We start from the raw sequence: 19,860 nt of genomic DNA, 5'->3' as shown, positions 1-19,860 counted from the left end.
CGCGGACTATTTCGAGGTTAGTTCAAACTTGATGTCCGTCGTGTCTTGATCGGGAATCGTGAGCTTCAATCCTGAGGTGGTGAATGTGGAGTACTTCTTTGGGAGGCCATAGGCCACATTGACAACGGCTTCTCCACCTTTTTCTCCTTTGTCTTGGACCACGGTTTTCGTGATTTCGACTTTGTACGAGCCTGGAACAGCGCCCGCTTTTTCGTCAAAGGCTTTCAACGCGAACTTGCCATCTTTGTCGCTGACGCCTGCGGCGCTATAAGTCCCCGCATCGGGGATCAGAACGATGGTGGCCAAGTCGACGGGTGTGCCGTCTAGGGTCACGACTCCCTGCGCTTTGACCGTTTTCGGAAGATCGCTCTTCGGTCCGCAACCCAACCAAACGGCGAAGCTACAAACGCCGAGACAGAACATCGAGCGTGATAGAAATGACAGACTCATAAATTGCATCGTTAAGTAAGGGAATAGGTGGTTGTTAAACAAGCAGCTTCACCGGAGCCGCTCGAGAAAAGCCGAAGCCCACGGGCTTCGGCTCGATTCGTGAACAGACTCGATCTTAGAGTTCGTTGGAGAAGACATCGCCCGCGGCCTTCGTCCCCATCGCTCCCCAGACACCGAAGGGGCTGATCCCTCCGCCACCAGCCGCAGGTGCGACAGCCGCAGCATTCCCGGAGTCGATGTTTTGGGAAACGAATCGAACGCTACCGTCGGCCATGGCGATCTGCGCTCCCCCAGTGTGCTCGCTACCTGCGCTATAGATACCACCAAACCAGTGTGGGGAAACCGAGCCGCTGCTCACCATGCACGAGGGAGAGTTTGGCGGAAGGATCGTAGTCACACCGTTGAAGAAGACGTTGCCCGCCCAAGCTCGATAGCCACGAGCGGTATCCCCGGTGAACACGAGCGATTGATTCACAAACGTACGACCATTCCACTGCGCTTTGCAACTGAGGGGAGCGTAGGTGGCTGGGTCGCTGGCGATCAAGAGAACCATCCCGATCGACTGCTGCGAATTAGGACGTCGGAACTCAGCCACCGCCACCGTGTTGCTGGTCCCGTCCGAGATCTCACCGATCTTGGGGAAATTCAATCGTCCGAAAATTCCACGGTTGTTGATCGAGCGTTTTTGACCGGAGAGTGCTGCATCGTTTCGTTCTTCGGTTGAGCCTTGAACAATCTGCGACATCGCATAGTTGTCGCCCGCGCAAAAACCGTAGTTTGAAAGACCACGCGTTCTGTTGTTATCCGTTGGCTCCGAGACACCGCTGCTGCTGGGACACTCTAAAAACGGGACACGAACGCGATAAACGTTGTTTCCATTCCATGGCTCCAGATTGTTGTTGCTCATATCTTGGAACAAGGCGTTCTGCTCCAGAAAAGGAAGGAGCGCGTAATGACCGGACATGCAAACTCTTTGCGCCGCGCCTTGGACGCTACCCGGGTGTGCCCCTCCTGTCCCCAACTGCATCGCGGGGAATCGTTTGAAGGCGGATTCGTAGTTGTGAATCGCCAATCCCAACTGTTTCAGATTGTTCCCACACTGCATCCGTCTGGCCGCCTCCCTCGCCGCTTGAACGGCTGGTAGCAAAAGTCCGACCAAAATGCCGATGATGGCGATGACCACCAACAATTCGACCAACGTAAAGCCCCGTCGCGATGGATTCCATGAGCGCCGCATTTCGAAATCTCCGAAGAACAAAGATTAGAAGACCACCCTCCGGCTCGCTGTCGAAGGTTGAGCTTTGATCTTATCAAACTAACTAGGGTTAGATAAAGCGCTTTGCGCGCCTTTTGAGAGAAAGTAATCTACGAAAAAATAAGATTCGATACTAAAGCAATAACCTGTTTTGGAAACGCGCTTAAAATGCCATTTAGTGGCAGGTTAATCTTCTTTGTTGCACTACTTTGGGAATTATTTTCACCACCAAAAGAGGGGGGAGGGGCGAAGACGGGCGGACAAGGGGCGGAAATGATTGAGTTCCGCGGCGGTATCAAGGTGCGGCTTCGGCTGACTCGTGTGCGAGCTTGAGACGGTCTGCCGTCGGGAGTCTAGAGCATGTCCTGGGGATCGATGTCGATGAGGTAGAGATTCTCACCCGGCGGTTTGGTGGAGGACTGGATACGCGAGAGCAAAGCATTGAGTGCGGCGGCGTCCTGAGAAATCAGCATCGCATGGAATCGATAGTGCCCCCGCAATTTAGCGATCGGGGGAGGTGCAGGGCCGAGAACTCGAATTTTGGCCCCGACGCGCGCGATCTCTAGCTGAATCTTCTTTACCACCCCTTCGGCGAATTCATTGGCTTCGACCTGATCAGGCCCTCGAAAGATGATTCGAGCTAATGACGAGAAGGGTGGATAACCAAATTCTTCACGCTGCTTGAGTTCTTGGCTGGAGAACATCTTGTAATCGTGTTTGCAAGCCGCCACGATCGCGGGATGGTCCGGTGAGTAAGTCTGAACCAATACTTCGCCGGCTCGATCGCCGCGACCGGTCCGCCCCGCGACTTGTGTGACCAACTGAAATGTCTTCTCCGAGGCTCGGAAGTCAGGGAAGTGCAGTGTGGTATCGGCATTGATCACGCCAACCAGCAGCACATTCGGGAAGTCCAATCCCTTGGCGATCATTTGGGTGCCGAGCAAAATCTGAACTTTCCCGCCGCGAAACTCGGCGAGCACTCGCTCATGACTCCCCGGCTTTTTCATCGTGTCGGAGTCCATTCGTGCAATGACCGCGTCTGGAAAGCGAGCTTGAACCTCCATTTCCAATTTTTGTGTCCCCAATCCGGCGAATCGGATGGCATCGAATCCGCATTTCGGGCAAACGTTGGGGGCAGCAATCGTGTAATCGCAGTAATGACACGTCGCCTTGCTTCCATCGCGATGGTGGGTTAACGGGAGGTCGCAATCGGGACAACTCACGACGTGTCCGCAGGATGGACACTGAATCGAGGTGGCATAGCCGCGGCGATTCAATAGAAGAATGGTCTGACCCTTTTCGGCCAACGTTCTTTCGATCGCTTGCAAGAGAGGTCTCGACAACGAACCCCGATTGACGTCGATTCGCGTCGATCGCAAATCGATCGTTGTCACTTCGGGCAATGGTCGATTCAGAATGCGCCTTGGGAGGGACACCATTCGGAACTGCCCACGACGGGCGCGATGAAAGGTCTCAAGCGAGGGGGTTGCCGATCCCAGAACCAGCGGGATTTTTTCAAGAGCCGTTCGGTGAATCGCAACGTCTCTCGCATGGTACCTCGGTACAGTCTCTTGTTTAAAAGTATTCTCATGCTCCTCGTCCAAGATTACCAATCCCAAATAAGGAGCGGGTGCAAAGATCGCGCTCCGTGGCCCAATGATGACTTGCGCATGTCCATCGGCAATTCGGCGCCATTGATAATGTCGCTCAGGACCACTCATGCTGGAGTGAAGGACGGCAACGGACTGGAAGCGGTGCTGAAATCGACTTCGCGTTTGCGGTGTAAGACTAATCTCTGGGACTAAGACAATCGCTTGTCTGCCATACGAAACGACTTGTTCAATTGCCTGCATGTAGACTTCGGTTTTACCGCTCCCGGTCACACCATGCAAAAGAATCGTCGAATGCTCTCCCGATTCGATCGACTGGAAGATGGTCTGCAACGCCAGTCGCTGATCGGCGGATAATGCAGGTGCAGGGATTCGTTCGAAATTTCCTGGTACTGTCGATGCGTCAAAGGTCATGACTCGCTCCGTATAGGATTCGATCAGACCGATATCGCGGAGCTTCTTAATCACTCCATCCGAACATTGAGCGAGATGCTTTAGTTGTTCGATCGAAAGTGGCTCATCGGCGAGTATCAACTGCTGGAGCGTTTGACGTTGTTTGGTTGGCAGCGCCGTGACTGCCCGTTCTTCACTCGCTAATTCAGAAGGCCTGAGAAGGGTCTGATTGCGAGTCCCCGCCCCGGCACGCACGCCGGCAGGTATCACCGCCTCGAAGACTTGCCCCAACGGCACCAAGTAGTAGCGACTCATCCACTGAATGAGCTGGAGCAACGATCCATTGCAAAGGGGCTCGTGATCCACTGTTCGCAGAATCGGTTTGAGACTGCTTTGCGGGACCATCGCCATCTGAATCGACAGAACATAGCCGACGATCTCTCGATTCCCTTTTCCGAGAGGGACGACGACGCGCATCGCGGGCTGGACGATCCCCGCTAGTTCGTCGGGGATCCGGTAATCGTATGGACCATAGGGGGCCTCGGGAAAGACGACCGACGCGGATGGAGTTTCGTTGGCGGCATCAATCTCCCACGGCGCTCGATCGTCTGGAAACAATTCCCCTTGGTGCAACTCCATGGATGTTCGCGTTAGGAGACGCGACCTTCGATTTCGGCGACGACATCATCCACCTTGACCCGCCATTGTTCGAGCGTGTCGCGGTCGCGAATGGTGACGGTTTGATCCTGCAATGACTGCGAGTCGACCGTGATGCAATACGGGGTCCCGACTTCGTCTTGACGTCGATAGCGACGACCGACTGCAGCCTTTTCATCGTAGAAGACGTTGAACTTCTTCTTGAGGGCTCCGTAGATGTCTTTCGCTATCTCGGGCATGCCGTCTTTCTTGACGAGGGGGAATACGGCTGCCTTGTAAGGGGCGATGCGGGGGTGAAGTTTCATGACGACACGCGACTGCATCTTGCCATCCTCGTCAGGCGCCTGGTCCTCGTGATACGCTTCGCACAAGAACGCCAATGTCGCGCGATCGGCACCTGCCGACGGTTCGATGACGTGCGGGATATAGCGCTCGTTGGTGAGATCGTCGCGATACGAAAGGTCTTTACCACTGCCTCGATGCTTGGGTTGACCGTGCTCGTTCAACTCCAGTTTGAGAGGCCGTTCACGCGGATCCAGCTTGCCCTCGGAATGGGATCGCAAATCGAAATCCCCCCGGTGCGCAATCCCTTCGAGTTCGCCATACTCCCCTTCGGGAAGGAATGGGAACGCATATTCGATATCGGCGGTCCCGCACGAGTAATGGCTCAACTCGTCTTGATCATGCTCGCGCATTCGCAATCGATCGCCGGAAAGACCGAGCTCGGTGTACCACTTCAAGCGGCGGTTCCTCCAGTACGCGTACCACTCAGGAGATTGTTCGGGATGGCAAAAGAACTCGATCTCCATCTGTTCAAATTCACGCGACCGGAAGGTGAAGTTGCGAGGGGTGATCTCGTTTCGGAAGCTCTTGCCGACCTGAGCCACACCAAACGGAACACGCACGCGAGTGCTGTCGAGGACATTCTTAAAGTTCACAAAGATCCCTTGAGCCGTTTCTGGTCGCAGGAACGCCGCTCCCTCTTCACCACTCAATGCACCGACGTAGGTCTTGAACATCAAGTTGAATTCGCGAGGGTCGGTCAGTGTATTGATTTCGTTCGCGTCCGGCGCCAAGACGAACGTGCGCTCTTCCGCGGTCAGTTTGTCGAGCGATTGGAAGGAGTCCGCTAGAGTTAGCTCATCCGCATTCTTGCTGCGCAAATTGAAGAACTTCAGCGCGCGCCGCGTCACTTCGTCGTTCTCATTTTCAGGATCAGCAACAACGGTCACGAACACTTTTTGCTCGCCTCGCGAGACCCACTTCCCCCGAACTTGATCGAACCGATATCGCTTCTTGCTCAAACGGCAATCGACCATGAAGTCATGGAACAGATCGTAGTGACCGGAACATTTCCAAACTTGAGGGTGCATCAAAATGGTGCAATCGAGTCCCACCATTTCATAGGGTGACGGTGCCCCCTGAGGCTGCACCAATTCATTATGGCCTTGGCACATATCGTGCCACCATGCATCTTTGATGTTCCGCTTAAGCTCCACTCCCAGGGGACCGTAATCCCAAAAGCCGTTCAATCCGCCGTAGATTTCGCTCGACTGAAACATGAATCCGCGTCGCTTGCAGAGCGATACGAGTTTTTCCATTTGCATGGCTGAAGACGTCTCTGGTGTGAAAGGAAAGGAACGAAAGGGTGTAGTTTACAGCTTCTGAGCCGCGATCAATCGCTTGTGGCCCGCTAAATCTTTGAGGACGGTGATGTTTCCCCACCGACCGTCTTGTTGAAGATTCGATTCCACTTGGTCGGCGATCATCGGGGAGAACTCGCATAGAAACCATCCGGCAGATTTCAATCGCTCAATGGCTTGATGGGCTAATTTGTCGATAATCTCGGTCCCGGCATCTCCGCTCACGAGCGCAATCTTAGGCTCGTATTCGCGTACGGATCGATCCAGTTGTTGGAACTCCTGCTCGCTGACATAAGGTGGATTGGAAACGACAAAATCGAGAGACGCGGGAGCTACCCCGTCGAGCAAATCCCCTTGGGAAACTTCGACGATGCCGGCGACGCCATGGTCCTCAACATTGCGGCGTGCCACAGCGAGCGCCTCGTCCGAGATGTCGATCGCTCGGATGGAAACGTTCTGCAGATTCTTAGCGAGACTTACCGCGACACATCCACTCCCCGTGCATACGTCCGCGATGGCAAAGGCGCGGTCGGGATCTGCGTTGCGCAGCGTCTTGATCCGGTCCAGGCATGCGATGACCAAATGTTCGGTCTCGCCGCGCGGAATCAAACACCCTGAACTGACGGTGAAGGGGAGAGAGTAAAACTCTTTTTTGCCGACCAAGTAAGCGACGGGCTCGCCGCTTGCTCGCTTTTTGACGAACTCCCGAAATCGCGCTTTGACTTCCTCGGGAGGCTCTTCGGAAAACGCGGTGTAGAGCTCGATCCGCTGGCATCGCCGGGCTTCCGCCAACAACACTTCCGCGTCGAGTCGAGGGGAGAGTGAACCACTTTTTCGAAGATGCTCCGTCGTCCATTGGAGCAATCGCAGGATGGTCCACGGCTCGGGCGCAGCTCCCTTTCCATCGCTCATATCCAGCAGCCTTCCGTGCAATTAGGTATCGGTGTCGTCGCGAAGCGTTGAGCGTTCGTATTCCAGCAACGCGTCGGTCACCGGTTGCATGTTCCCCGCCATGATTTGATCGAGCTTGTACAAAGTCAAATTGATGCGGTGATCGGTCAACCGGTTTTGGGGAAAGTTGTAGGTCCGGATCCGCTCGCTGCGATCTCCGGAGCCGATCAACGACATGCGCTGGTCGGATTGCCGCTTGAGCTCCTGTTCCCGTTTGACCTCGTAGAGCCGAGACTTCAAAACGCGGATGGCGCGAGCCAAGTTCTTGTGCTGACTCTTTTCGTCTTGGCACTGAACAACAATTCCCGTTTCCAAGTGCGTGAGCCGAATGGCCGATTCGGTTTTGTTGACGTGCTGACCGCCTGGGCCGGACGCGCAGAATTTATCGACGCGATAGTCCTCCGGTTTGAGTTCGACTTCGATGTCCTCGGGCTCTGCCATCACCGCAACGGTGGCCGCCGAAGTATGGATTCGGCCTTGCGCCTCCGTTTCGGGAACGCGCTGCACGCGGTGACCGCCACTTTCAAATTGCAGCTCGCGAAAGACCCCTTCCCCTTCGAGACCGAGGATGATTTCTTTGAACCCACCCCGTTCGCTGATGGAGCTATCCATGATCTCGACCTTCCAATGGCGAAGGTCGGCGTGCCGCTTGTACATTTCGTAAAGGTCTCGTGCGAAGAGAGCTGCCTCTTCACCTCCTGTCCCGGCGCGGATTTCCATCACGCATCGCGTTCGGTTCGCGTCTTCGCCCCCGATGCTCATATCGAGCAGTTCGTTCCAGATCGTCTCCCGCTCTTCTCGCAGTTTAGAGATTTCTTCCTGCGCCATTTCGCGTTCGTCGGAGTCGCTGGACTGGAGCATCGCATCGAGCTCTTTCAGCTCTTCACCCAGCTTCTTGTAACGACGGTACTTGGACGCCGCTTTGAGCAGCCCGCCGTGTTCGCGAAGGATCCCGGCCATTTTGCTGGAGTCCCCGCCGAGCACTTCGGGGTCGGACATCATTTGCTCAAGCTCTTCAAAGCGAGCGAGGTTTTGATCAAGTTGTTCGCGAATATTCATAAAGTTAAAGACCTAAAAGCAAAAACCGCCGCAGGCCTCACACGGCAATCTGCGACGGTTTTTGAATTTGGATTGCCAGAGCCAATAAAGACGCTCGGGGACCGAGCCGATCGAGGCTCAAGCAGCTATTTCTTCTTGGCAGCCTTCTTGGGGGACTGAAGGGATGCGTAGGTACCAGCGGCGAACTTGGTTTGGAACTTCTCGATCCGACCTGCGGTATCGACGAACTTCAGCTTGCCGGTGTAAAACGGGTGGCAAACATTGCAAATGTCCACTTTCAGTTCCTTGCGGGTGCTGCGGGTAACAAAACTGTTTCCGCAACCGCAGGTAACCGTAATCTCTTGATAGTTCGGATGAATTCCGTCTTTCATGGCTCTACAACAACCTTCTTAACAGCTTCGGCTAGCGAAGCTCTCAATGGATACTGGATATCTATCTGTTGAAACCGTGCGTTGACACCGCACTGGGCGGACACTCAACTCTGCTCGGGACTATCTGAAAATGGGCGAAGAGGGACTCGAACCCCCGACATCCACTTTGTAAGAGTGGCGCTCTAACCAACTGAGCTATTCGCCCGATGTTCTCTTGTCTACAGGCCTAGCAATCGCATGCGTCGCGATCGTCGCTCGGCTCGCTGCTTGCTGCGTCGCTTGATTTCGCTCGGCTTTTCGTAAAACTCGCGACGACGCATCTCTTTCTTGAGTCCGCTGCGCTCGACCAATTTGCGAAATCGTCGCACTGCTTCCTGGATCGTTTCGCGGTCGCGGACCAACAACTTAACCATGCACTCTCTCCGACAATACTACGTTTCGAATGGCAAGCATCGAAAGGAACTATGTGAATTCAGAACAATCAAGTCTCTCAACGAGGCGAACTCGCCGCTTTTTCTCGGCGGAAACCGAGAATCGAGAACTATAACTTCCTCGTCTCTTTCGGTCTAGGGCGTTTCAAACCTTTTTCATTTCGGGAGATTTTTCAAGCCCTACCCCGTCGAATCAGCACCAACCCCCCAATCGCCACGACTCCTCCGACCACCTGCAATACCAGCACAGGCTCCCCCAAAACAAACCAACTGATCAGAACGGCCACAATGGTGACCAAGTTCTGGTAGACGGCAGCATGAGAGCCACCCAGTTTCCGTACCCCAATATTCCAGGTCGCATAGGCTACCCCCGTCGACAAAACCCCTGAATACAGGACGCTCGAGAGCAGGCTCGGCTCCCCCAGCCTTGGCAACCAATCCAAAATCGACTCGAAATGGAGCCCCACATGGATCGGGGTGGTGAACAGGGCGCTGAAGAATGCTAGCTGCAGCGGGCTGATCCATTTGAGCAGCGGCATGCTCACCACCGTGGCGCTCGCCCAAGTCATCGCGCCTGCCAGCATGAAGCAATTTCCAACCAAATGCTCCCGAGATAGATCGACCCCGCCCCGGGCTTGGATGATGAGCAATGTGCCGACAAAGGTGACGAGTAATCCGATCCAAGTCAGGCGGCTCAGACGCTCGGCATACACCAGCTTCGAAAGGAGTGCGGTCCACATCGGCATACTTGCGAGAAGGAGGGCCGTGTTCCCCGCCGTGGTGCGATCGATTCCCTCCATGAATGCCAAGGGATAAAGAAGCCCGCTCAATAGGGCGAATCCAACGATCCGCCCACCCATAAACCGGGGCTTCGTGACCTCGCTCTCCTGGATTCCAATCTTATGGGGTGCTGCCTGGCTTTTGGGCCCTGCCTGCGAGCCAGGTTCTGACGCCGGCGCGGAGCGTCGCCGGGACAACCAAACCTCGCATCGCCAGCATATCCCAAGCGTGAGGGTCGACAGGATCATTCGCAATGCGTTAAAGGTCATCGCATCCATGTGCTGGGTGGCGAACTTGACCACCGGGATGTTGATCCCCCAAAGCAACGCCGTCAGCAGGAGAAAACTGTCCGCAGGATTCCAGCGGATCGCCGAATTCCAGCGGGTTGCTGGTGTCCAAGGAATCGTAGTGGGATTCTTCAAGATGAACTCACCGTCCATGCCTGGTTGCAAACAGGTTCATTGCGTTGCTCGACCAAAATGTGCTCTCGGTTGTTGAGGAGGATTCAAATCGCAGGAAGTCTATCTAGCCATAGAGAGCAAGGCCGTCGCCATCTCGTTCGCTTCTCAGCCATAAAGTTTCAACGAGCCTAGAGATTTTCGCGGTCGCAGCAAGCCACGATCTTGGAGTCGCAGTTCGTTTTTGGGAACGAGCTGTACGTTGCCTTCGTCCATCGTTTTGAAAGCTTCCCCGTTCGAAAGCTCAACGCCCCGAACGTTCTTGTTTCGCACCCCTCGTCTCAGGAGTTCCTCCAGCATGTGCTGCTTCGCTCAACCCGTCCAATTCGTCGGCAATACTCAGATCTTCGCCCGGTTCGTTTCGGAGAAACGGCAAGCCATCGTCTACGAAATGCAGTACGAATCGGCGGTGGACAACGCCATGATTCTGCCTATTCCAACCGTCGCGGGAGCTGGTGAAAAATCGGTACGCTTCGTCGATTTCAGTGGTTATCCCCAGTTTTTTCGCGACCTCAATCGTGCTTTTCCTGTTAGGAATGAATTCAGCACTACCTCGCGTGCCATGCTCCCGGCCCCCACCAGCGCCGCTCCGAAACTGGCAGTTCAAGAAGTCGGATCCTTCGTCGCGTCCGTTGTGCCGCAAGTTGAGGACTTTCGGCGACTCGATCCTCAGTTTTCCATTTCACCCGAGACTTGGGGCAAGATTCCGATCTATTCGGACTACAGCTTCGTCGTGTTTCAACTGAAAAGCCGATCTGGACGTCCACACCCCATGGCCTTCGAGTTCGACTCGCGGCACGGCGAAGAACTCTTCTTTCCCACGGTGCACATTCACGACGGAGAGGTTCATGAATTGGAAGAGTTCGATCATACGCTTTATTGCCAACTCCCTGAATTCGACGCTCGATGCGGTCGCTACACGGGCAAGTCGGACGGGGCCACGCGGTGGGTTCGTTCCGAGAAATCGGCCGGGCACACTGTAAAGGAATCGTTGGCCAAAGGCTTGGTGGATGCCGGTAAGCTGCTGCACCGCAAAAATCTTATCGGGAACTTGGAAAACCGTGATGTCTTCGTATCGCGAACCAAGCTCCCGATCCAGCAAGATCGATCGAGCTGGCAATTCCTGCGTTCCTTTGGCGGCGGAAGCCTTGCATTGCTCGGAACTTCATGGCTAATCCACCGACGCATGAAACGGATGCGGTCGACGGATTCACGAAATGGCTCGGGTCCCGTAAACTGACGCGTCTTCCAACGGCAGTTTCCGCGAACACCACACCACGAATTTCCCTCGCCATGGCCACAGAAACCCAAATGCGCTTCCGGCAGCTTGATCGCATTCTCGAAATCAAACCGGGAGAGAGCATCCGAGCGACTTTGACCGTCCATGGCAACGAAGACTACCTGCGCGATCACTTCCCACTGTTCAAAGTGATGCCGGGCGTTCTGATGTTGGAAGCGCTCTTCCAAGCGTCCTGCTGGTTGATCCGCTCGACCGATAAGTTTCGCCATTCCTTGCTCACTCTCAAAGAAGCTCGCAACGTCAAATTCGCGGACTTCATGGAACCGGGTCAGTCGCTCGTGATTCACGCCGAGATCCTCAAAAGCGACGATGCAACGGTAACGATCAAGGCGGCCGGTACCAAAGGGGACGTTGTCGCTGTTTCGGCTCGACTCATCATTTCACGCTCGAGCTTGGCAGACAAAGATCCCGACCTCGCTGCCCTGGATGAGTTTATGAAAGAGTCGATGCGCAAGGAGCTAAACAAACTCGTGCACCAAGATTAAGCCAACAAGGTTCAATATGGCCAAGCTCTGGATCATCGCCTATCGCGAATACGTCGCGATGGTTGGAACAAAAGCTTTCTTGTTCAGCATGGTGATGATGCCCGTCCTCATGTTTGGCAGCCTCTTCCTCATGCCGCTTCTACAAAAAATAGGAGGTGGCCGAGAATTGAAGATCGTCGTCGCGGATGGCACAGGTCGGATTCTCAAAGTCCTGGAGGACGCTGCGGCCGCCCGCGCGACACAACTCGATGCCAACCAAGGACAAGACGAAGGGGCCATGCAGTCCCCTTTCGGCGGCAATGCGGACAAGTGGATTTTCGCTCCCTCGGATCAGCCTCAGCTCGATGCAGAGACTCGTCTTTCGTACTGCGAGCAAATCCGTCGGGGTGATCTGTATGGATTGCTGGAGATCCCCGCATCTTTGATGCAGCCACCGGAATTGGTCGAAGGCCCCTCCGATAGTACATCAGGACGGGGGCTTCCATCATCGCCGTCGGCGGAACAACCGGTCTTCTATGCCAACGATGCGATGATGAGCGAGGCCCGACTTTGGTGCGCGCAGTTGTTAAGCAAAGTGGTACGCGAGGAGAGGATTCAACAATTCCAACTTGATTCGATCGACCCTGCGGTGTTGAATCTATTGGAGTCGCGAGTCGAGGTCGCGGCGAGTAAACCGATCGACAAGTCGAGCGGCGGCAAACCGCAGTCTCCCATCGACGCACTCAAATCGATGTTCTTGCCCTTCGGGGTGATGATGCTGATGTTCATGGTGATCCTCATGGCAGCGCAGCCGATGCTGGAGAGCGCTATGGAAGAAAAGTCTCTTCGCATTTCCGAAGTTCTCATCGGAGCGGTGACGCCGACGCAACTGATGGGAGGAAAACTCCTTGGAAATGTCGCGGGCTCTTTGGTTATCTTTGTTTTGTATGGCGCGGGTGGAATATTTGTCCTCAGTCAACAAGATATGCTGTCGGCAGTGCCTCTCCCATTGATCCCTTGGTTCTTGCTCTTTCAAATTCTAGGGGTGCTCTTCTTTAGTTCGATCTTTCTGGTGGTCGGCGCCTCGGTCAATGAACTGAAAGAGGCTCAAGCCCTCTTGCTGCCGGTCTGGATGGTGTTGATGGCACCCGTCATGGTCTGGTTCATCGCAGTCCGGGACCCAAACGGCGGTGTTGCCACAGCCCTCAGTTTTTTTCCACCGAGCTGTCCCTTGACCATGGTCCTCCGATTGGCCACCGGGGTCGCGATTCCCGTTTGGCAGCCGATCGCCGCCGCCATCCTGATGATTGCGAGTACAATGGGCATGGTCGTCCTGGCAGGCAGGATCTACCGCGTTGGATTGCTCCGCACAGACGGTGTTCGCTCGATCGCTCAGCTCCTGCGCCGCGCCTTGCAAGCGAACTAACACTCCCAGCGACAGGTCCCTTCCCGCTCCCCCAACCCACCAGAGCTGTACGATGTTTCACGAGAATACCAGCAACGCAGAATCGGAAACCTTCGAGGTCGCACAAGCAAGGCGCCGATGGTCGATGCTGCTTCTCGCGATCTTTACTTCGTTGTACGGCGGTTTCATCGCACTCTGCGCCTTCGCCTACCAATGGTTCTCCCAAATTCAATGGCTAGGAGTCCCCGCTCCTGTCTGGTACGGACTGGGTTTGATTTTCCTCGCACTGGCTATCGCAGGACTCTACGGTCATTTAACCCGCCTGAAATCGACCAGTGCTTTGTGCTTGGTGGCGTTGTCTCTCGGATGCTGCTTGGGTGCATCTGTTGGTTATTCGGAAGACAAATTCGAATCATGGACTCGATTTCGAGGACCAAACGGTCAAGGAGTTGCACCTGCGAACGGCGTCGAGGTGCCTTGGAAAAACGATTCGGTCAAAAAGGTTTCTTTGCCGGGCAGTGGCCACGGTTCGCCCGCTGTGTGGGGGGATCGCGCGTTCTTGATGTCCGCCGACCCGAAATCGGCTGCCCGCTACGCGATTGCCGTCGACTTGAAAAAAAGCGAAGTGGCTTGGAGCAAGTCGTTTGATTCGCAAGTGCACGCGCTGCACAAGTTCAGTTCCTACGCCTCGTCCACCCCCTGCGTGGACGCGGAGAATGTCTACTATGCTTGGGCCGATCCGGAACACACGTTTCTCAAAGCGTTCTCGCATGACGGTGAAGAGGTCTGGAGCAGAGACTTCGGTCGGTATGTGTCGCAGCATGGATTTGGAACATCGCCCATTCGGGTAGAGGACGTGATCATCCTGCTCAACAGCCAAGACTCTGAAGAGTTGCCGGCTGGAGTCGCGCCCGGATTCGATCGCATGACCGCTGTCGACTTTCGGACAGGTGAAACCCGTTGGGAGACCAAACTCCCTACATCGCGCGTGTGCTACGGAGTCCCCGCAGTCTGGGAGCATGACGGGAAAAAGGAGTTGGTATGCAGCACGACATTGCAAGGAATGTTTGGAGTGAATCCTGCGACCGGGGAAATTCTTTGGAATCATGACTGCTTCACACAACGCGTTTGCTCCTCCTCGGTTATCGCTGGGGATCTGCTACTCGGTACCCATGGATCGGGTGGCGGACGTGACAACCGTCTCGTCGCGTTTGACCTAGTTCAGAAAAAAGAGCGATTCCGCGTCACTCGATCGGCCCCCTATGTTCCTTCCCCGCTGGCGACTGGCGACACTCTCTTCCTGTGGAGCGATGCAGGGATTGTCTCGTGTGTAGATGCTGCCGATGGAAAGGTCCTTTGGAACAAACGTATTGGGGGAGATTACTCCGGTTCACCGATCATCTTGGGTGATCTGCTGATGAATGTCTCCCACACCGGCGCGGTCCAAGTCCTTCGAGCGAGCCGCGAGTTTGAGCAACTGGCAACCATCGAGACTGAGCTCACTGTTCGATCCACCATGGTTCCAACACAAGATCACCTCTTGTTGCGAGGTGAATCGGAACTTTGGATCATCCCGCAATCCAAGTAATCGGAACGCACCCACCCCCATTCGTTGGGACCTCGCACGCACTTTCGTCGAACCCCCCGCCATTTGTCCACTACAATAGACGCTTGCTGTACTCCCCCTTCACTACCTGAACTCTCCAGCAGGATCCACTATGATTCGCAGAACACTACTCGCGCTAGCACTTGCGGCAATCTGCCAACCTCTTTACGCACAATCGTCCACCCCTGCAGCTTCGGAGGACGGTTATCGACAGCTCTTCAACGGGAAAGATCTTACAGGTTGGAACGGTGATCCGGCTTACTGGTCGGTCAAAGACGGAATCATCCACGGCGAAACAACGGCCGAGAATCCTGCCAAGGGGAATACGTTCCTGATCTGGACCGAAGGGAAGCCAAAGGATTTTGAACTCAAGTTCGAATTTCGATGCACGGCCGATAACAACTCCGGAGTTCAATATCGGTCCAAACATATCACAGACAACTCGGCGAAGAACAAATGGGTCGTGCGAGGATACCAGCACGAGCTTCGCAATGAGGTGAAGTTTCCGAACGTGTCGGGTTTCATTTACGACGAAGGTGGCAAGCGAGGCCGTATCTGTTTGACGGGCGAAAAGGCATCTTGGGAGAAAGATGGTAAGAAGGTCCAAGAGACATTGATCGACGCCGCTGCCTACGAAAAACTCTTCAAACTGAATGACTGGAATGAAGTGACGATTCGAGCCAAAGGCAACAACGTTCAGCATTTCATGAATGGAAAGCTGGTGCTCGACTTCACGGACAACGACCCAGCGTTAGCTCTCTCGGAAGGGGTTATCGCCCTCCAGTTGCACGCTGGGAAACCCATGTGGACCGAGTTCCGAAATATTCGCTTGAAGGATCTGCAATAGATCCCCGTTTGCGGCGCTGCGATCGCTGCCGCGCACGAGCGTTAGGTTGATGACCGCTACTTGCAGACGAACACTGCTAGTAGCCGGGGTTGGCGGAAGGGGATGAGGCTACGGTAATCGGAGGGAGCCCTAGCCGCTGACGGGCCTCGCCAAGAATTTCCGCTGTACGCGAGGCTCCCACGCGGGTGACTCCCATGCTCCGTACATGAAGGAGCGCATCGCAGTCTCGAACTCCCCCCGCTGCCTTGACCTGCACGCCACCTGAAACATTATCCAGCATCAATCGGAGGTCTTCGAGCGTCGCACCACCGGTTCCATAGCCCGTGCTCGTCTTCACCCAGTCGGCACTATGTTCGCAACAAATCTGGCAGAGTTCGATCTTCTGAGCGTCGCTCAAGTAGCAGTTTTCGAAGATCACTTTGATCTTCCGATTAGCATTGTGCGCTAAACGGGTCATGGCGCCGATCTCTTCACGAACCAGCCGCCAATTGCTGCTAAGTACGGCGCTGATGTTGCTGACCATGTCCAGCTCCATACAACCATCCTCGATCAACTGCTCCGCCTCGATCAGCTTCGTTCGCGTGGTGTGCCCACCATGAGGAAATCCTACCGTGCTGCTCGGGGCAATCGACGTCCCCTTTAACCGCTCGACGCAACGTCGATGGTAATAGGGCATGATGCAGATGCTCGCGACGTCGTATGCGATCGCCAAATCGATACCCGACTCCAATTGCTCCACCGTCAAGGTCGGATTGAGCAACGAGTGGTCGATCATCTTGGAAAGGTCGGCGTAGGTGTAGTCAAGCATATTCAGTCGGTGTCCGTAAGTAAGATTGTCGGGAACGTGGTTGGTTTGACGAAATCGCTATCGAGAAAGCCCGCAAGCTCGCTGGGCTCGATCCAATACCGCCCTCGCTCTCGCTCTGGCTCGCTCGGCCCCCTCGCGAAGGATTTGATCGACTCGATCTGGGTTCCCTTCCAATTCCGCTCGCCGTGCACGCGCCGGATCTAGGTAAGCGTCGGCGGCGTCGGCAAGTCGCTTCTTGATATCCCCGTATCCGAATCCCCCTCGCAAATAGATCTCGCGAACTTCCTCGGTCTGTTCAGGCGTAGCAAAGAGTCGATACAGCTGAAACAAATGGTCGGTTTCAGGGTCTTTGGGATCTTCCATCGGACGCGAATCGGTGCTGATCCGCATAATCTTCTTTCGCAAGTCTTTGGCCGGTTCGAAGAGGCCCAAGGTGTTGTTGTAGCTCTTGCTCATCTTCTCACCATCGGTGCCAGGCACCTTGGCAGCATCCGCTACGATCCTCGCTTCAGGCATGGTAAAGACTTCGCCATAGTGCGCATTGAAGCTTCGGGCCAAGTCGCGGCAAACTTCGATGTGCTGGACTTGATCCTCTCCGACAGGAACCCAATTCGCATCGTAAGCCAAGATGTCTGCTGCCATCAAAACGGGATAAGTGAACAATCCTGCATCTGCCTTGATCCCCTTCTCCTTTTTGTCTTTGTACGCATGGCACCGCTCCAGCAAACCTAGCGGAGTCCCGGTCATGAGCAGCCAACAGAGTTCCGATACCTCCGGAATATCCGACTGCACGAACAAGGTCGCTTTGGCAGGATCCAGTCCGAGTGCCAGCAGATCCAACGCGGCATCGCGGACGTAGCCTCGCAACACCTCCGCATCCCGGACCGTGGTCAACGCATGAAGATCCGCAATAAAGTAATAACCTTCGTGGTCATGCTGCAATTCGATGTACTGCTTGATCGCGCCGAAGTAATTCCCCCAGTGAAACCGACCGGTCGGTTGTATTCCGCTTAGTACCCGCATGGATTCCTTGTTTCGTTTTTCTTGAATAAGCCGAACCAGTTCCAAGATAGAAACTGGTCTATCGATTCAACTGCAAAGTTCGAACAACATCTTGCACCCGAGTCTTGCCGAGGGACTGAATGGCGGCCGCCAAGCCTTCGAGGATCCGAATGCTGGCCAACGGGTCGTAGTAGTTGGCCGTTCCCACTTGGATGGCGCTCGCTCCGGTGACCAAGAACTCCATGCAGTCGTCCAGGTTCGCGATGCCTCCGATTCCAATGATCGGAACATCGACTTGGCTAGCGACCTGATGCACGCAGCGCAGCGCGATGGGCTTGATCGCTGGCCCGCTGAGTCCACCGACGTTGTTGCCGAGCAATGGCCTCGCCTTGCGCCAGTCGACGGCCATACCGAGAACTGTGTTGATGCATGCAACTGCATCGGTTCCACCATCCTTAGCCGCTTTGGCAATGTCGACGATGCGTGTTACGTTGGGAGTCAGTTTCGTGATGATGGGGCATGAAAGCACGCCTCGCACCCCCTCGATAACTTGTCGGCATAGAACCGGATCGGTCCCAAAATCGACTCCACCCGCGACATTGGGACACGATACATTGAGCTCGACGGCTTGAAGGCCCTCGGCCGCATTCAATCGATCGGCCAGTGCAATGAAGTCCTCAAGACTCTTGCCTGCAATGCTGACAATGACGTTAGCGCCGCAGGTGCGGAGGTAGGGCCAGTGGTTGGCGAGAAAATAATCGATGCCATCGTTGTCCAATCCGATGGCATTGAGCAGCCCCGCGCTGGTCTCGACCGTCCGCCAAGGGGCATTGCCCGGTCGAGGATTCTGCGTGATCGTTTTAGGAAGAACCCCCCCCAGGCGTTCAAAGGGGACCACCCCGGCGAGTTCCTTGGCGTATCCAAACGTCCCGGAGGCTACCAAGACAGGGTTGGCCAGCGTCAGTCGACCGAGCTGAACCGACAAGTTGACGGTGGACGCCGATCCATTTCTGTCAACGGATTGACCCGATTCAGGCGCTTCGGACTGAGCCGATTGGGGTGAGGGAACCGTAGGATTCATCAACCTGGTTGGCCTTTACCCAAACGCTTGGCAATCGCTTCGGTGGGCAATGGAATGATCGTCGCATTGGCCATCGTGTCGGTTGCGAGCACATCCAGCGACGCGTCCGCGGAATCCTCGGCCTCGTACTGCACGAGGTAAGCACCGACTTGCAAGTAATTCTCGTGGAATGTCGGTGGCCAGAAGTCTTCGGCGCGGTGCGCCAAGGTTCGTGCAAGCAATCGCGTAGCGCGTCCGGAGAATCCGCTCAACACCATCTCCAGCCGTCCCAAGGACTCGCGGAAGATGTAAAACACCAAGGCAGCGTCTTTGCCCGGCGTGGCTCCCCCTGCGAACTCCCAAGTTCCGTCCGCCTTCTCGTAGTATAGCCCCGGCTCCGTCGACTTCTCCGACTTGCTGAGCTGACGCCCGGCCGAACAAGCCGGAGGATGGGGATCGTGATCCCGATATCGGAGAAAGAAGGGACAAGCGCGATCGGAAGCCTTCTCCACGTCGTCCTGGGAGACGAACGGATCGCATCCAAACGCATTCGCCAACACCAGCTCCACGGTCGGGTTGCTCTTCACCGACCCCAAACAGACCATGGCTTTGTCGCCATTCATCTCCGAAAAATCATCGTAGACGTTCTGAGAGCGAGCGTGGACCTGCTCGGTCGACATGGTCCCCGGACTCCAAACCAGTGTCTGACGCAAGTGTTCGATGTGGGGAACATCTTTGCCCGCCGTCTTCTTGCCAGAAACCGCTTTGGCAGTCCCTCCCAACGTTGAAACACCGTTGAGAACCTCTCCAGCCAAAACACTGTCCGACGCTACAATCCATGCGGTGTCAGCGTTTTCGTCATCGGGCGGCTTGCGAACCCCAACGCAAATCTCCAGCCGGCTTCGTCGGGCGAGCATCTCCCAAAAGTTCTCAGGAGTCACGGCAAACAGCGCACCGGGGAGCTCTTCCGCTCGGGCGTAACCATGTTCGATCAAGTAATCACAAAGCCGCGACAACGCTTCGATCGGTATGTACTTGGCCTCGTTCTTCAGCAACGCAGCGACTTGGTGACGGTCCAACCCCGTGTATTCGACAATCGCCTTGATCGTCCCCGGTCGCTTCCTTCGATCGGGGGTATGTCCTAACAGTTCTGCTAATCGGAATGCGTACCGCATGATCCTGATTTCAACTTTCTTGCAGAAGGAGTGCTCGCTATCGCCAGCAGGCGCAGCCTTTGGAAAAGGTTCCCCATCGAACCGCTATCGCGGCCCAGCATCTCTATAAAGATACCTGATAACACGACAGAATGT

18 protein-coding genes and 1 tRNA gene are annotated in these 19,860 nt (G+C 55.2%); 5 read left to right on the top strand and 14 right to left on the bottom strand.

Annotation, left to right across the window (positions count from 1 at the left end; translation table 11 throughout):
• Nucleotides 1-6: 6 nt before the first annotated feature.
• The 10 genes from VN12_RS10695 to VN12_RS10650 all read right to left on the bottom strand — a co-directional run bounded on the left by VN12_RS10695 (nucleotide 7) and on the right by VN12_RS10650 (nucleotide 10,022).
• Nucleotides 7-450 (bottom strand): carboxypeptidase-like regulatory domain-containing protein, encoded by a 444-nt coding sequence (locus tag VN12_RS10695; RefSeq protein WP_146676790.1) that lies wholly within the window; start codon nucleotides 448-450, stop codon nucleotides 7-9.
• Between the two features lie 115 nt (nucleotides 451-565).
• Complete coding sequence (locus tag VN12_RS10690; RefSeq protein WP_146679877.1) at nucleotides 566-1,687, bottom strand: DUF1559 domain-containing protein; 1,122 nt, start codon at nucleotides 1,685-1,687, stop codon at nucleotides 566-568.
• Nucleotides 1,688-2,058: 371 nt separating this feature from the next.
• Nucleotides 2,059-4,347 (bottom strand): primosomal protein N', encoded by a 2,289-nt coding sequence (priA, locus tag VN12_RS10685; RefSeq protein WP_146676789.1) that lies wholly within the window; start codon nucleotides 4,345-4,347, stop codon nucleotides 2,059-2,061.
• Between the two features lie 11 nt (nucleotides 4,348-4,358).
• A complete protein-coding gene (locus VN12_RS10680; RefSeq protein WP_146679876.1) occupies nucleotides 4,359-5,966 on the bottom strand; it encodes a glycine--tRNA ligase in 1,608 nt (535 codons plus the stop codon).
• A 54-nt stretch (nucleotides 5,967-6,020) separates the two neighbouring features.
• Nucleotides 6,021-6,920 carry a peptide chain release factor N(5)-glutamine methyltransferase gene (gene prmC, locus VN12_RS10675; protein ID WP_146676788.1) on the bottom strand — a complete coding sequence of 300 codons (900 nt, stop codon included), beginning with the start codon at nucleotides 6,918-6,920 and terminating at the stop codon, nucleotides 6,021-6,023.
• Nucleotides 6,921-6,941: 21 nt separating this feature from the next.
• A complete protein-coding gene (gene prfA, locus VN12_RS10670; protein ID WP_146676787.1) occupies nucleotides 6,942-8,018 on the bottom strand; it encodes a peptide chain release factor 1 in 1,077 nt (358 codons plus the stop codon).
• Between the two features lie 125 nt (nucleotides 8,019-8,143).
• Nucleotides 8,144-8,389 (bottom strand): 50S ribosomal protein L31, encoded by a 246-nt coding sequence (gene rpmE / locus VN12_RS10665; protein WP_146676786.1) that lies wholly within the window; start codon nucleotides 8,387-8,389, stop codon nucleotides 8,144-8,146.
• Nucleotides 8,390-8,520: 131 nt separating this feature from the next.
• Nucleotides 8,521-8,594, bottom strand: a tRNA-Val gene (locus VN12_RS10660).
• Nucleotides 8,595-8,607: 13 nt separating this feature from the next.
• Nucleotides 8,608-8,802 carry a 30S ribosomal protein S21 gene (rpsU, locus tag VN12_RS10655; protein WP_146676785.1) on the bottom strand — a complete coding sequence of 65 codons (195 nt, stop codon included), beginning with the start codon at nucleotides 8,800-8,802 and terminating at the stop codon, nucleotides 8,608-8,610.
• Nucleotides 8,803-8,993: 191 nt separating this feature from the next.
• Nucleotides 8,994-10,022, bottom strand: coding sequence for a DMT family transporter (locus VN12_RS10650; protein ID WP_168164329.1), 1,029 nt, complete (start codon nucleotides 10,020-10,022; stop codon nucleotides 8,994-8,996).
• A 334-nt stretch (nucleotides 10,023-10,356) separates the two neighbouring features.
• On the opposite strand from VN12_RS10650, the gene VN12_RS10645 reads away from it, so the two are divergent.
• The 5 genes from VN12_RS10645 to VN12_RS10625 all read left to right on the top strand — a co-directional run bounded on the left by VN12_RS10645 (nucleotide 10,357) and on the right by VN12_RS10625 (nucleotide 15,680).
• Nucleotides 10,357-11,298, top strand: coding sequence for a hypothetical protein (locus VN12_RS10645; RefSeq protein ID WP_146676783.1), 942 nt, complete (start codon nucleotides 10,357-10,359; stop codon nucleotides 11,296-11,298).
• Between the two features lie 53 nt (nucleotides 11,299-11,351).
• Complete coding sequence (locus tag VN12_RS10640; RefSeq protein ID WP_240491393.1) at nucleotides 11,352-11,843, top strand: 3-hydroxyacyl-ACP dehydratase FabZ family protein; 492 nt, start codon at nucleotides 11,352-11,354, stop codon at nucleotides 11,841-11,843.
• Nucleotides 11,844-11,859: 16 nt separating this feature from the next.
• Nucleotides 11,860-13,248, top strand: a complete 1,389-nt coding sequence (locus tag VN12_RS10635; RefSeq protein WP_146676782.1) for an ABC transporter permease — start codon at nucleotides 11,860-11,862, stop codon at nucleotides 13,246-13,248.
• 52 nt (nucleotides 13,249-13,300) lie between these two features.
• A complete protein-coding gene (locus tag VN12_RS10630; protein WP_146676781.1) occupies nucleotides 13,301-14,815 on the top strand; it encodes a PQQ-binding-like beta-propeller repeat protein in 1,515 nt (504 codons plus the stop codon).
• A 130-nt stretch (nucleotides 14,816-14,945) separates the two neighbouring features.
• Nucleotides 14,946-15,680 (top strand): DUF1080 domain-containing protein, encoded by a 735-nt coding sequence (locus VN12_RS10625; RefSeq protein ID WP_146676780.1) that lies wholly within the window; start codon nucleotides 14,946-14,948, stop codon nucleotides 15,678-15,680.
• Between the two features lie 76 nt (nucleotides 15,681-15,756).
• Here VN12_RS10625 and deoC read toward each other — a convergent pair whose 3' ends face one another.
• The 4 genes from deoC to VN12_RS10605 are packed head-to-tail and all read right to left on the bottom strand — an operon-like array spanning nucleotide 15,757 to nucleotide 19,725.
• The gene (gene deoC / locus VN12_RS10620; RefSeq protein ID WP_146676779.1) at nucleotides 15,757-16,488 is read right to left on the bottom strand and encodes a deoxyribose-phosphate aldolase; all 732 of its coding nucleotides are present in this window, start codon (nucleotides 16,486-16,488) and stop codon (nucleotides 15,757-15,759) included.
• 57 nt (nucleotides 16,489-16,545) lie between these two features.
• The gene (gene trpS, locus VN12_RS10615) at nucleotides 16,546-17,511 is read right to left on the bottom strand and encodes a tryptophan--tRNA ligase (protein ID WP_146676778.1); all 966 of its coding nucleotides are present in this window, start codon (nucleotides 17,509-17,511) and stop codon (nucleotides 16,546-16,548) included.
• 58 nt (nucleotides 17,512-17,569) lie between these two features.
• Nucleotides 17,570-18,571 carry a dihydroorotate dehydrogenase gene (locus tag VN12_RS10610; RefSeq protein ID WP_146676777.1) on the bottom strand — a complete coding sequence of 334 codons (1,002 nt, stop codon included), beginning with the start codon at nucleotides 18,569-18,571 and terminating at the stop codon, nucleotides 17,570-17,572.
• On the bottom strand, nucleotides 18,571-19,725 hold the full coding sequence (locus tag VN12_RS10605) for a helix-turn-helix domain-containing protein (RefSeq protein WP_146676776.1): 1,155 nt from the start codon (nucleotides 19,723-19,725) through the stop codon (nucleotides 18,571-18,573). The genes VN12_RS10610 and VN12_RS10605 overlap by 1 nt, the downstream gene beginning before the upstream one ends.
• Nucleotides 19,726-19,860: the final 135 nt, after the last annotated feature.

The organism is Pirellula sp. SH-Sr6A (genome assembly GCF_001610875.1).
Classification (GTDB): domain Bacteria; phylum Planctomycetota; class Planctomycetia; order Pirellulales; family Pirellulaceae; genus JBKCUI01.
This window is presented reverse-complemented; position numbering and strand designations above follow the sequence as displayed.

Excerpts from the sequence above, each read along its gene's own strand:
- rpmE (WP_146676786.1), bottom strand. The coding sequence starts at position 8,389 with ATGAAAGACGGAATTCATCCGAACTATCAAGAGATTACGGTTACCTGC.
- VN12_RS10690 (WP_146679877.1), bottom strand. The coding sequence starts at position 1,687 with ATGCGGCGCTCATGGAATCCATCGCGACGGGGCTTTACGTTGGTCGAA.
- VN12_RS10630 (WP_146676781.1), top strand. The coding sequence starts at position 13,301 with ATGTTTCACGAGAATACCAGCAACGCAGAATCGGAAACCTTCGAGGTC.
- VN12_RS10645 (WP_146676783.1), top strand. The coding sequence starts at position 10,357 with ATGTGCTGCTTCGCTCAACCCGTCCAATTCGTCGGCAATACTCAGATC.
- trpS (WP_146676778.1), bottom strand. The coding sequence starts at position 17,511 with ATGCGGGTACTAAGCGGAATACAACCGACCGGTCGGTTTCACTGGGGG.
- rpsU (WP_146676785.1), bottom strand. The coding sequence starts at position 8,802 with ATGGTTAAGTTGTTGGTCCGCGACCGCGAAACGATCCAGGAAGCAGTG.
- priA (WP_146676789.1), bottom strand. The coding sequence starts at position 4,347 with ATGGAGTTGCACCAAGGGGAATTGTTTCCAGACGATCGAGCGCCGTGG.
- VN12_RS10640 (WP_240491393.1), top strand. The coding sequence starts at position 11,352 with ATGGCCACAGAAACCCAAATGCGCTTCCGGCAGCTTGATCGCATTCTC.
- VN12_RS10695 (WP_146676790.1), bottom strand. The coding sequence starts at position 450 with ATGAGTCTGTCATTTCTATCACGCTCGATGTTCTGTCTCGGCGTTTGT.
- prfA (WP_146676787.1), bottom strand. The coding sequence starts at position 8,018 with ATGAATATTCGCGAACAACTTGATCAAAACCTCGCTCGCTTTGAAGAG.
- VN12_RS10605 (WP_146676776.1), bottom strand. The coding sequence starts at position 19,725 with ATGCGGTACGCATTCCGATTAGCAGAACTGTTAGGACATACCCCCGAT.
- prmC (WP_146676788.1), bottom strand. The coding sequence starts at position 6,920 with ATGAGCGATGGAAAGGGAGCTGCGCCCGAGCCGTGGACCATCCTGCGA.
- VN12_RS10680 (WP_146679876.1), bottom strand. The coding sequence starts at position 5,966 with ATGGAAAAACTCGTATCGCTCTGCAAGCGACGCGGATTCATGTTTCAG.
- VN12_RS10625 (WP_146676780.1), top strand. The coding sequence starts at position 14,946 with ATGATTCGCAGAACACTACTCGCGCTAGCACTTGCGGCAATCTGCCAA.
- VN12_RS10610 (WP_146676777.1), bottom strand. The coding sequence starts at position 18,571 with ATGAATCCTACGGTTCCCTCACCCCAATCGGCTCAGTCCGAAGCGCCT.
- deoC (WP_146676779.1), bottom strand. The coding sequence starts at position 16,488 with ATGCTTGACTACACCTACGCCGACCTTTCCAAGATGATCGACCACTCG.
- VN12_RS10635 (WP_146676782.1), top strand. The coding sequence starts at position 11,860 with ATGGCCAAGCTCTGGATCATCGCCTATCGCGAATACGTCGCGATGGTT.